Origin of the sequence: Nonomuraea sp. NPDC049758, from assembly GCF_040674635.1 — a bacterium.
In the GTDB taxonomy this organism is placed as follows: domain Bacteria; phylum Actinomycetota; class Actinomycetes; order Streptosporangiales; family Streptosporangiaceae; genus Nonomuraea.
Map to the genome: position 1 here is coordinate 1 of NZ_JBFAMZ010000054.1, position 12,584 is coordinate 12,584.

At 61.9% G+C, this 12,584-nt stretch carries 7 protein-coding genes; all 7 read right to left on the bottom strand.

Annotated elements, in window-relative coordinates; genetic code table 11:
• Positions 1–230: 230 nt before the first annotated feature.
• On the bottom strand, positions 231–2,147 hold the full coding sequence (locus tag AB0J46_RS51535) for a UvrD-helicase domain-containing protein (RefSeq protein ID WP_364344742.1): 1,917 nt from the start codon (positions 2,145–2,147) through the stop codon (positions 231–233).
• A gap of 130 nt (positions 2,148–2,277) precedes the next feature.
• Entirely contained in the window at positions 2,278–4,326 is a 2,049-nt protein-coding gene (locus tag AB0J46_RS51540) for an AAA family ATPase (protein WP_364344745.1), read from the bottom strand.
• An 814-nt stretch (positions 4,327–5,140) separates the two neighbouring features.
• Positions 5,141–6,301, bottom strand: a complete 1,161-nt coding sequence (locus AB0J46_RS51545; RefSeq protein WP_364344748.1) for a Wadjet anti-phage system protein JetD domain-containing protein — start codon at positions 6,299–6,301, stop codon at positions 5,141–5,143.
• A complete protein-coding gene (locus AB0J46_RS51550; protein ID WP_364344751.1) occupies positions 6,298–9,708 on the bottom strand; it encodes an SbcC/MukB-like Walker B domain-containing protein in 3,411 nt (1,136 codons plus the stop codon). Before AB0J46_RS51550 ends, AB0J46_RS51545 begins: the two co-directional genes overlap by 4 nt.
• A complete protein-coding gene (locus tag AB0J46_RS51555; protein ID WP_364344754.1) occupies positions 9,705–10,496 on the bottom strand; it encodes a DUF4194 domain-containing protein in 792 nt (263 codons plus the stop codon). The genes AB0J46_RS51550 and AB0J46_RS51555 overlap by 4 nt, the downstream gene beginning before the upstream one ends.
• Positions 10,489–12,021, bottom strand: coding sequence for a DUF3375 family protein (locus tag AB0J46_RS51560; protein ID WP_364344757.1), 1,533 nt, complete (start codon positions 12,019–12,021; stop codon positions 10,489–10,491). Before AB0J46_RS51560 ends, AB0J46_RS51555 begins: the two co-directional genes overlap by 8 nt.
• 115 nt (positions 12,022–12,136) lie before the next feature.
• Positions 12,137–12,268, bottom strand: a complete 132-nt coding sequence (locus tag AB0J46_RS51565) for a hypothetical protein (RefSeq protein ID WP_364344760.1) — start codon at positions 12,266–12,268, stop codon at positions 12,137–12,139.
• Between the last annotated feature and the right edge of the window lie 316 nt (positions 12,269–12,584).

A 12,584-nucleotide genomic window follows, 5' to 3' on the forward strand; every position in this document is an offset into this window, starting at 1 on the left:
CCACCTGCCCGACCGAGCGGTCACCGCGCCGGCACAGCTCGACGATCTCGGCTTTGAACTCCGGCGTGAACGAGCGGCGAGGACGCGGCTTCTTCGTCCCCATGCTCTCCATCATGGACATCCTTCCGGGGACGAGCCCCTGATCTCAGATGTCCGTCAAACCGGATCAAGCCCAATCCCTCGAGGCTTGATGTCAGGCGAGCGGCTGGAGGTCGCTCGCTTGCCCGGCGTTAAACGAGGCCTTGTTGGGGGCCAGGTCTGCCTGGGTGCCCTATTCCGATCTCGGCGAAGTCAAGGACAGAACCAGCGGCGCCGATCGAGGATCGTCGGAGAGCCTCCAGTGCATCAGGAACGCTGTCAGAATACAGCAGGACGGTGAGCGACTCAGTAGCACGAGAGCAACAGACATAAAGTAGTCGGCGTGTCCTCTCCAGGACGCTGTCGCGGCCTTCTCGACGCGCTGTTTCACCCGCTTTAGAGAGCTTTCGCAGACCGAATAGTTTGTCGTAGGAGAAGTGAGAGTGAGTGCCTTCTGCGTCGTCTAGGACAACGAGGACATTGGGAAACTCGGCGCCTTTCACTCCTTGTTGTGTGGAGTACGGCGACTCGCGACCCACGTAATTGAAGTAGCCTTGCAACTCGTGGATGTCGCAAGCCATGAAGGCATCAAGCACCTCGCTGTCACTGTCGGCGGCATGAAGTATGTCGCTGTCGCCGCTGGTGGCCAGATGATCTATCCACCGCTCGTCGAGTTCGACGAGGCCATAACTGGAGACGATCCGCAGAGCCTTCCCGACTGACTCTGGACCCCCTTTTGCTACGACGCCTGCAAGTTCGGTGAGGCCATGCTTGAGCGAGCTGAGGATGGTGGTGAGATCGTCGCCGGCACGGATGTCCTGGATGCGGGGGGAGTGAGTACGGAGCAGCGTCATGGCGTCGAAGGAGTTCGTTGGGGTGGCTGCCATGGCAAGAATCGCCGTCCGGAACGGCGTGAGAGGCCAGGCCGTGCCCTCGTCGAAAGCTTCACTCAGGCTGATTGGCGCCCCGTCGTGGAAGCAGGCATAGAGAGTTTCGAAACGGAGTCGCCGGGCGGCCATACGGTGAGTGATCACGAGCACTTTGAGTGCCGACTGGGCATCATCGTTCAGCCAGGCGTCGGAACTGTGTCGGTCGGCCAGCCAACGTCGAACCTCGTGCAGGGTTATCAGGCTGTCCTGGGTGCGAGGGGCGACGATGATTGTGACATCTCCCTCGCGCTGCTTCCCAATAGGCAGTCCCGATTTCTGCACCAGGTTGTCGCCGCCTGAGCGGATGGCGTTGATCGCCGTCAGGACCTGCGAGGGTGAGCGGAAGTTTTCGGGCTTCTTGATGTCCTTCCAGCCTGGGTCGAGGTCGATTGAACCGACGCCCGTTGCATAGATGCGCTGCATGGGATCACCGAAGAATCCCAAGCAGAGCTTGCCCTCGTGCTGCAGTGCAAGTCTCCTGAGGGCATGCACAACGGCAGGAAAGGTGTCCTGGCTTTCATCGACGAAGATGTAGGGGTACTCGGCGACTGTCAACTGGGCCAAAAGAGGGTGGCGTTCCAACATGGTAGTCGCCAACTTTATGACATCATCGTGCCCAACTATGCCTTTACCGTAATTGCTGCCTGTGCCGTATGTGAAGCGATGAACAGATACGACCTCTTTGGCCTGTCGCTCATAACGTTCGATGCGTTTTCTGGTCTCCTGGCGCCGCTTGGTACCGATGCGGCTGCTAAAGCCCCGCTCGGCCTCAATGTCTGCTGCCAGTCTTTCTTGAATGCGTTCAGTGACCCACGACGCAATGTCGCGCTGGAACGGATTGATCAGAGTCCAGAGGAAAGTGTGGATGGTCGAAACATGAAAGATGGAGCCGTGTTGTACATCGGAGCGGATCTCTTCGGCGGCAATGTCGGTATAGGTGATGCAGGCGATCTTCTGCGATCTGGCGCGTAGGGTCTTGCCGTGCGATTCGGCGACGTGCGCTAGAGCCTTAACCAGGGTGGTGGTCTTGCCGGAGCCTGCGCCAGCGACAACTCGGAAGCACTGAAGCGGACTCCGATTGAGCAGTGTACGCAGCTCCCGGTCGGCAGAGGTATCCGGCGAGGCGATTCGAGAGGTCATACGTCAGTGCCCACCTTGGGATTGGAGGCTACGTCGATCACTTCGGCACCCAACTGCGATGACAGCCACCGGAGTCCTACGGCAATGTAGGTTGGCGTCATCCAGGCGCCCATATCGGCGGTCATGAGATTCAGAGCGAATCGAGTCTTGTCGAAGTTGCGTACTCGGCGGAAAATCCGCTCCTGCATTTCACTGATATCGGGTGGTGCCTCGCGACGCTTGACCACTCGCAGTCCGAGATCCGCCTGCTTGTCCTCCTGTGTCCACTGGAGGTTTGTAGAGCGAATGCCTCCTCCAGGGTACGGCCAGTAGTACTCTCGCTCTGGCCCTGCCACTCCGTACTCGCGGATGTCTGGTAAGCCACCTTTACATAGGGCAAGGCTTTGGCAAGTTTTTCTTCGTCGGTGGCCGCCAAGAGGTCCGTGACCGACGTGCGGCATGGAACCCACGAGATGAGGATCGGGTTGTCGGTGACGGCATCAGGGGTTCCTGCCAGGCACGGCGTACCTGAGGAGTGTGACACCCGAGTAGCGACCTCGGGGTCATCGTCGTCGATCTCATTGGTGGAGGGTTGCGCCTTTGGCAGGACGCTGTCGAGGTCGGTGACGATTAGGGTGGTGAGTCCCAAGAACTGAATAAGGTTTTGGAATTTGTGAGCGAAGGCACCGCCCACTTCCAGCAGCGTCAAGTGACAGGATTTGAGCTCGGGAGCTTCTTTTTCGATCATGAGAGGCAGGAGTAGGCGCTCTACGTTTCCCTCGATGAAGACGGCTGCGTCTGCGAAAAACAAGTCGCAGTGGGTAAGCTTGAAATATTGGAGAAGGAAGGCGCGAGAGGACTCTGCCTCCCCATCGTGGAAGAGTGAGAGATTCTTGACATCGGTATCAGGGACGCCGGCTCCTCCATCACGCCGCTGGAAATAGCGGATGGGGCGGAAGCTACTCTCGTAAATGACATGTGCCGAGTGCGTCGTGAGGACTAGTTGCGTATTGCAGCCTTGTGGATCGCGCAAGATTCCTCTGAGCTTGCGGGTGAAGACTTGCTGTAGTTGGGCGTGCAAATGCGCCTCTGGTTCCTCGATCATGACCAGATGCACGGGTGGACGAGCGTCCTCTATCTCCTGCCATGCATTGTGGAAGTCGAGTATCTCGACCGCCATGTAGATGAGATTCTTGAAGCCAAGTCCGTTGTAGCGATCCGGCAGCGTTGCTGGCTGGCCGTCAGAGCCCCCGGGCAGTCCGGGCAGAACGTAGTGCACCCCTGCGTTCTCGTGCACCAGGGTCTCTGGTTTGAGGGATGTCTTGACCACAATCTCAGGGTTCGAGAACCCGGGATAGCCAAGCGTACGGATATTGTTCAGGGTGCTATCAAAGACCGCGGCGAAGTGTTCGTTGAGGCTTGCCTCGGAGGCGGCCAAAGTGTTGAGCGCTTCCGGATTTATTTGGTACTTGTCGAGGTTGCGCCGGTAGAAGCTGCTAAGCTTCTTGGATAGATCCCCGGCGCGGCCGTGTGAAGAGGTGTCGGAAAGATGTCGCTGGGCGTCCATGAAGTCGACTCGGAGTAGCGACGCCAGCACGCGCTGACCTTCAGCAGCCGAGACAAATGGCGCGGGGCGGTAGTCCTCGGGATACTCCCCATCGTCATCGAGTCGAGTGTGGTCAAGGATGAAGTAGCGAACTTCGTATTCGGTTCGTAGGCGCTTTTCTAGATACGCCGTCATGTGCTGCGGCCACGATCTATAAGCAGTTTCTCGTGGCTGAGGTGTCGTGTTCGCCCGCGCTGTACGGTAGTTGCTGAGCAGAGATGCGTCGTTCTTGGGGCCGTATTCCAGTCGGATGCCAACGGGTGCCTGCTCCCAATCGAGTGTGGGGATCAGGTTCTTCACGCGGTGAAGACTGTGCGCGTCGACGGCGAACCAGATATCCAGCGATATGCGCGGGAAGAGTGGTTCTTCAACCGAGATCTGCTCGGCTAGATTATTGAAAATGGGCCAGCAGTCGGCATTGAAGTCGTATAGAGAAAATGTTTCCCTTCCGCTCAGGAAGCACTGCAGAGCATGCGAGACGGAGGTTTTTCCGCTGTTGTTGGCGCCGACGAAAATAGTCGTTCCTGTTTCCAGGTCAACTTGGACATGCTTGAGTCGACGGAAATTTCGAATGTGAAGTGACTGGACGTGCACACGCTACCTCTCGCCGCTTCCTGCTCGATCGTCACGGCGGCCAGTGTGAGCGGACTCGAGGCGCGGCTCGCGACATCCTGGCCAACCGTGATGGATCGTACACAGTGAGGTAGGGGGCACGTCACTAGTTTAACAATAGGCACGCTTCAGGACCGCTGTCTCATACGTCGGACCGGTGATCCGGCAGTTGGGGCACCGCAGCAGATTTCGGACAGGTGAATATACGAGCTAAGAACCGCCCGTAATGCGTAGGCGCGTGACGTCGCAGGTAGCCTCGCCGGAGTCCAAGCAGAAGTCGCTAGCAAGTGTGCCGCTCGAATGCAGGGTTATCAGGCTTGAGCTGTGGTTTATATGGCGTTGTGGTGTTTATTCACCATTTCCCTGGCGAAGAGCTTCTCGGCGAATCGATCGCAACCTCGGTGAGGTCGGTCACGTCGCAGGCAGGCTGCGTTGCGATGTCCGACGGACTTTGCTTCGAGGCTGGTGCGGATGGTCGTTGAGGATCAGGTTCTGGTGCAGGAGCTTCCGGCGTGAGGCGTTGATGACCCACTCGGCCCGACAGCCACCTGTCAACCAGCTCGAGAGCAGGCCGATGAAGGGGCTGTCCAATCGGACAGATCAACCACGTGGCGGTTGATGGCTGGGACAGGTTTCTCATGAGGGAAGGCTAGATCAGGTCCATCGCCTACGGCATGCTCGAGCGCCTCACCGTGCTGCTGGCCCAGACGAATCCGCGTGTTGGCGGCGAACGGCTCTGCGGGCTACCGGAGGCCGGTAAGCACCCGCGCTGCAAAATTCCCGGTCGAGGCTGACCTCAACTGTCCCTGATGGCCGCCTGTACCGCGGCGTTCGCTAGGCTCAAGGGGACGCGTTCCTGCTCGATTCGCCGATGACCCTGAAGTGCCGGGTCAAGCAAGCGCTGATACACCGCCCGCTCGGCTTCAGTCAGGTGCGGCAAGGGTCTGGGGACGCCGGGCTGTAGTGGCTTTCCATTGCGGTCGGTGTCGGTGCCGAAGGGTTCGTAGGCGTCGTAGGTGGCCTGGTCCATGAGGATGCTGGTGGCCAGTACTCCGTCGTCCCGCCAGCCGTTGAGGATCTCGAAGCCGTAGGCGTCGATATCGCCCCAATACAACAGGTGGCGCGCACTGGTGAGCCAGCTGAAGGCCCCTGCGGCTTTGCCGCCGAACCCGTTCCCCTCCACGGCGATGCCACCAGGTAGCGGCGGGAAGTGAATTGCGGTGTCCTTGTTCTCGGAGACGATCACGATGTCCGGCTGATACGCCGGTGCGAACGTGTCGCCGACGGTCGCGCTGTCGTGGCGGCGCCCGCCGATCGTGCGATGGCCAGGGTCGAGGTAGGTGAAATGGATCCGGGACGGGTGGGCCGGCAGCAGGCCGAGGGTTTCCCGGCCTGTGAGGTCCAGGATCAGTGGCTGGTGCGTGTTGAGCCACTTGGCGTGAATACCGGGGATGGGGACCTGCCGTGGGGTGTAGCCGGAGGCGTCGTTGCGGGTGAACCAAGTGGCGACTTCCAGCAGCAGGGCGAAATCGGTGTCGGTGTGGCCGTCCGCGGCTCGGATGATGTGTTGTGGCTCGGGCGCCGCGGGGAAGACATCGGCGAGCAACGCTGCTCGGCGTCGGCCGCGTTCGAGTCGTTCGGCCCAGCCGCCGCCGACGACGGCGGCGGCATCGTCGGGAGTAAAGATCTCCAGGTGGCTGGGCACGTCTTGGACGGTGGTGAAAACCTGCCGCGACGCGGTGTGCAGTCGGACGGGGTGTCGCGCGACCCAGTCGCGCCAGGTACGGATCAGCGGGTGAATGGTCGTCTGCCATCCGCTTTCCAGTGCGTCCTTCTTGCCGGGCACGCTCAGCGGGAACTTGTGCGGCCACGCCTGGCCGGCTCCGACGGCCTGGTCGTGCCAGGTGTTCTCCAGCCTTCGTCGGGCGTCGGCGACAACCTGATCCGGAGTCTTCACGCTGGCCCCTCATCGTCAGAGTTCTGCTGGGCGGAAATCTGCAACCTCGGTTCGATCGCGTTGACCGACGAGTAGCCCTTAGGGCTCTTGACCATCAGCAGTACGCGGTCGGCGTGGGGCTCCAGCGAGGTGAACTTGTCGAACGGCGCTCCGATGATCAGCTGGAATCCCAGGCCCTTCCACGCATCGACCGAGCGGCCGGTGAACTCGCTGTCAGCTTTGACGAACCCTTCGTCGAGGAACACCGGGGCGTAGCGGGGCCGGACGTTCTCGTCGTCGCCGAGTTGGAAGCGCAGCGCGGCCCCGACAATGAACGCGACCAGTTCCTGGGCCTCGCCTCCGGACTTTCCGCCGATCCTGTCGAAGGTGGCACGCTCGCGCCCTTCGGCATCGTAGGCGACGGCGGTGACGTTGATGTGCTTGCGGACATCCAGGAAGTAGTCGCGAGTGTTCTTACCTCGCCCCTCGGGGCGAATCTGCTTCATGAACTCCTGCAGCCGGGCGAAGGCGGCTTGGACGTTACTGTCGGTCATGCCGTCGACGTTCAGGCGCGCCAGAGCATTGAGCTCGCGTTTGAACTTGGTGATGTCGTCGCGCTTCAGGATCCGCAATTCGATCTTTAGCCGGTCACGGCGTGCGCCGAAGGGCAGCCCGGCCAGGATGTTGTTGATGGGTGTGAGCCGATCGATGATCTCATCGATGGCGTTGCCGAACGCTCCGGCGAGAGGGACGAGGTCTTGGCCGGACCAATCGGTCAGGCGTCTGGTCCACTCCTCGCGACGTTTGTGAAGTCCGGTCGTCAGGATCCCGTCGAGGATCTTGCGATAGGAGGGGTAGTCGTCGATGGAGTCGGACAGGTTCGGGTCATTCCAGGTGTGCTGGTAGTGGCTGAACACCGTCTCCAGGGCCTGAGTGGCTTGCTGTGCCTTGGCTCGGGCTTCCTCGGCGGATGCGGCCAAGCGCTTTTCGAGACGTTTGACGCCCGTGGTGAAGCCGTTGAGATCGTCGGCGGTGGCTACCTCGGCGAACTTCGTGTTCAGGTACGCGGTCTGCTCGTTGGTGAGGGTGACTGCCTGTTGGGCGTTGATCCGATCGATGCTGCCGCTGACGGCGTCTTTTCGTTCGACTAGCTCATTCCACGCCTTGTCGAGCTCTGCCATCCGGGTGTCGGCACTGTAGTAGGCCTTGTCCGCCTTCACTAGTTCCTGCTCGACGCTTTCCAGGTCGGTGCGGAGTTTGCGCAGCGTGTCGTCGGCGTTGAGGATGTCCTCACGCAGCTGCTGCTTGGCCCGGATGTCGTTTTCGATGCCGTCTGGGTCGATGTCTCTGAAGCGGGCGACAGCTAGGACGTGGCCAAGGGCCACGCGATCGTCGGCCAGTGCGTTGATCTTCCGGTCGACATCAGTCCGCTTTTGATCATGGCGGGTCAGGATCTTCTCGATCTTTTCGAGATCCTCGGCGATCTCGGCGAGGCGTTCGGTGTTGGTGAAGCCGATGACGTTAGGGGCACCTCGTTCGCCATGGGCGCCGGAGGTGCCCGATCGGGTCTGGCCGCTTGCGGTGACACGAAGGCCGGGGCCGCACAGCCCCTCCGGGCTCTCCACGCACAAGGCATCGGTGTTGTCGGCGGTGAGGCGGTTCTGGACCCACGCCGTGAACGGGGAGTCTTTGTAGTCGAGCTTCTCCGAGATCCGGTCGGGTTGCCGGGTACGTGGAGGTGCCGTGGCAGTCAGGTCTACGCCTTCGAAGCTGATTCGCCCTCGCAGCCGCAGCGGATCGATGATCTTCGACACGTGGTCCAGCCGATTCGCGTCGACGAGCATGACCCTGACCAGTCCGAACAAGGTGGTCTCGATGGCTTTGCGCCAACCCTGGTGATCGGCCGGGACGTCGATGAGTTCGCCGACGAACGGCAGCATCTCAGCATCGATGCCGGTTTCTTCGGCGATCTGCATGCGGATCGCGTGGAGCTTGGGATCCATACGGCCGGCGCGGCTGGACAGGGACCGTTGTTCCTCGAGCAGTTCACGTTTGAGCGCCAGCGGCTCGCGGGCCTCATCTCTGATTGAGTCTCGCTCGTCGCGAGCGACCTTCGCGGCTTCTTCGTAGCTATCCAGGAATGTTGTGGCGGCGGTCTGCGCGGCGGAGAAATCGGATTCCTTGGACATCGCCAGGTGTAGGCGCTGCGTGTTGGTGTCGAAGGTCTGCCGTCGGGACCGGGCAGCCTCGCGATCCTGTTGGAGTTGCTCGACGGCCCGCTCCAGGCCGGTGATCGTGGCGTTGGCGTCATTGCCGCCCAGGTCGGCTTCCAGGTTGATCTTGCGGTCGGTGAGCTCGGTGCGCCGCTTCTCCGCGACCGTTTTGTCGGTCTTGGCTTCGCCGTGCCGGACGCGGTTCGTGATCTCGGCCGTCTCCAGCAGCTTCTCCTCGCACGTCAGCTTCCACAGCCCGAGCGGGGAATCACCGGACACGATGTGGATGCCGAAGCCGTCAATGAGCCGGGCTTTGGCCAACTCGGCTTCACGGTTGTCGTTCAGCTCTGGGATCGGCTCCAGAACTCTGGCCTTGGCTTCCTCGGTGGCCATCGCTGTATGGGCGTCCTCCAGGTCGCCGAAGTGCTCCAGCGCCGCATCCGCTGCGGCATAGGTGCCGGGCAACTCCAGCACCATGGCGGTGTACAGGTCGTTGACGGAGCTGACCTGGTGGCCGGCCTGAATACGGGCCAGCAGTCGCAGCGCCCGGGCGCCGTCGCCGCCGACGCCGATGCCCAGGCGAGTGAAGAATGCCTGCGAGAACGCGCTGTAGCTGTCGTGCATGCTCAGGTTCGGGAACGCGGCGGTCACCGAACGCCGATCGAACTTGTCGGCAGCGAAACGTTCCAGGGCACGCAGGTCGATGGCGCCGTCGATCGTGCACATCTTGCGGACCAGGTCGCTGTCGCGTACCGCCGAGCGCGGAACGTAGTACAGCCGCGCAACGGTGTAGCGCCGCTGCCTATCATCAATGAATGTCAGCGCGATGGCGCCCCAGGTGGCGCTGTTTTGTCCCCGCAGCACCTGGTCGGCGAGTTCCCCGGTGGCGCTGTCCCGCCCGATGTCTTGCTTACCGCGCAGGTAGGACAGCAAACTGCGCTGGTCCGCGCTGCGGGCCCGGCCGACGGTCGCGTCGTTGGAGGCCCCGTTGAACGGCACCGAGGAGTCCATCATCACGGCGATGTAGGCGTCCAGGAGCGTGGACTTTCCCGTGCCGGACGCCCCCGACAGCAGCGTCGAAGTGGGCGAGAACGACACACTGGCGTGGCCGGAGAATCCGCCCCAGTTGACCAGCTGAAGAGTCTCCACCTTCCACTGCGTGATGCCGGCGTCAGCCCCAGGGACATAGAACATCGCGTCCTGATGTACGGTCACCCCAGCGCCTCCATCTCCACCGCGTCTTCTACGACTTGCAGCTCATCGTCGATGTCGGTGTCGAGGTCCTCGGCGGGCGAGCCCTGGCCGCGGTTCTTGGCGATTAGCCACTCGTGCAGCTCGGCCAACCGGGCAAGCGGCAGCAGGACGGCGATGACTGAGGAGATCCGCAGCCGGTCAGCGTCGTTGGTTCGGGTCAGGACCCGGCTGGCGACCATGTTGTCGACAGCTTTTTCCGCGCGCCCCTTGTCTCGCGACCGGTCGGTGGCATGTGGTGGCCGGAAGGTGGCGATGTAGTCAAGCAATTCCTGCCGCTCGACTGTGACGTCGTCGTGGCCGGCCTGCTGCTCGACGCGGTACCGGTGCCGCAGACACACCAGCAGGATCGTCTCCTCGCGGGTGTAGGCGGTGTTTTGCAGCAGGGTGGGGAAGTCGGCGCCATCGGAGATGACCTTCCGCTTGTAGGCAACCTCGTGCTGCAGGTCCAAGTGCAGGTCGAGGAACATGTCGTTGAGCCGTGACTTGATCAGCTGGCTGTGTTCGCGGATGACGCGCCACTCGGCGGGGTTGCCTGTGGCGGAGACGAACTTGTTCCGCATCAGGCACACCAGCGCGCGCCGTTGCTCTAGAGACAGGCCACCTTCGTCGCCGGAGAACAGGGCAAGAGTGGATCGGTTGGCGTCGCTGTCGTCGGCGAGCTCCTCGCCTGTCGCCGAGGATTGCTCGTCGTATCCGCTCGGCGCTTCCTCGAGGCGGTCGTCGGTCTCCGACGGATTGGGCTCAAGCATCGGGGATTCCCTCATCAACTGCGGCGGCGAGTCGTTCGGCGTGGTGGGAGGACAGCAAGGCGGAAGGGGCCAGGAAGGTGCGTCGGTGCCCGTCAGGGCGGATGGCGTGGAACTCTTCGGTGGTCCCGTCGGCGATGGAGGAGTCGTCGAGGCCGGAGAGTATGTGGAGAAGTCCCAGGATCTCCACCGGTCGCCGAAGATCGGTCGGGAGAGCGTTGAACACCTGTGCTGCGGTTGCCACGCCGAACTCCGTCAGCGCGTCGATGAGGGCGGCTCGCATCTGCTCCAGTGACGGACCGCCCACGGCCCTCAACTCCTCCACGCTCGGCGGGGTCGGAACGTCGTCGTCGGCCGGCCGCAGAGGAGGGGGAGGGGCCGCTGCGGCCGGATCGTACATCTTCTCCCGCAAATGGCCGATCTTCGCTACCGGCGGCAGCAGGTCAACGTCGACCATCGATCTGGGCCCCGCGGTCTCCATCCAGGTCATCAGCTCCCGCTGGATACCGCGAAGGACACGCTCCAGCTCACGCTCGGCGAGCGGGTCGTTGTTGACGATGTGCTCTTTGAGGGTCTTGGACAGCCGGTGCCGCTGGTCCAGAACGTCCCTGGTGCCCTGGCGGATCACTGTGACCGTGCCGCGCAGCTCGGTCACGTCCCGCCCGTCGAGGGCCTCGGCGGCCGGGTGGCCGAGCAAGACCTGGATGTTCTCGCGCAGCTCGTTCATGAGCTCCGCGTCTCGCAGCAGCTCGAATGCGCCGTCGAAAGCCCGTCCCTCGGGAGTGGTCCGTAGTAGGCGGTCCTGGCTCTCCAGATACTCGTCCAGAACCTCGCCGACCATTCGCTCTTCGTCACGTAGGTCCCGCAGGATCTGTCGGTGCATTTCGAGCATGGATTCCTCGACGCGTTTGAAATCCGACGGTAGCTGGCCGATCAAGTCCATGAGGTTGGCGTATCCGTCGAGCATTCGATCCTCGGATGCGGCGGCCACGGCGCCGCCGCTGGCGATGCGGTCGCGCTCGACCTCCAGCTCGCGGATCTGAGCGTTCAGGCGATCGACACGATCCTGGGGATCTGCCGAGGCCTCGGTCGCCCAACGCCGGACGGTGTCCAGGATCATTGTCAGACGGGACTCGGAGACCAGCGCCCGATCTCGTGACAGGTTTTGGATCAGGTCGAGAGCTTCCAGTGACGACGATGTTAGCGAGTACACCAGGCTGCCGTCCGGGGCGTTGTCGCGGTACAGCCATTGGTTCTTCACCCACGTGTTGCACAGCGCGCGGCCGCTCTCCGAGGCTGGCACCTCGATGCCTTCACCGAGCATCTCGGCAAGGTACGTGTCGATTTGCGCATGGAGGGCGTCCACCTGGATCGAACGCTGGTCTCGGGAGAACGCGCTACGCAGCACAGCCACTCGGAAATGACCCCATTTGCCATCAAGAAGTCTCAGAGTAGGGCGAGCTAGGGCATCCCCGGCACGTGCCAACTCGCCGACAACTCCACTCATCCACCCACCTCCCATAGTCATCGAACGGGTTTCCCGTCATAGGGCAAGTCGCGCTCAAGATCGGATATCGCTATGTTGTATTTGCTGCGGCGCATGATCGGCAATTGACGGATCTGTGGGAGCTGCGCCATCACCGCTACTCGATTCGGCTGGAATCGTAAGGCACGCCTATAGCCGTGGCGAAGTGGATGGAGAAACTGGCGATGGCACGCAATCCCGCCAAAGCCAGCGTCAGTGCCTGCAGCAGAACGAAGCGCTGGTCCTCCACCTGCAGTCCCTAGATTCCGAGCAGATCCGCTGTGGCCAGCCTGGGGCTGGTCGTGCACCAGGTGCAGGAAGCGATCATTAGCCTTATTAAGGGGCGCTCCAAATCGGCGCGGTTGTGACCGGACATTTCCACTCGCTCGCGGTTGCCGCTCGGCGGCGTCGTGCAGACGACTCATTTCACCCACTGTGGTGTTATCGGAGCGTGGGGACAGCCGACCGCCGGGCTAGTGTTCTGAGTCGTTAATTCGATTGAGATATGCGGCGATGGTCTCGAAGATCTCCTCAGCGGTCTTGGTCCAGACGAACGCCCGGGGATT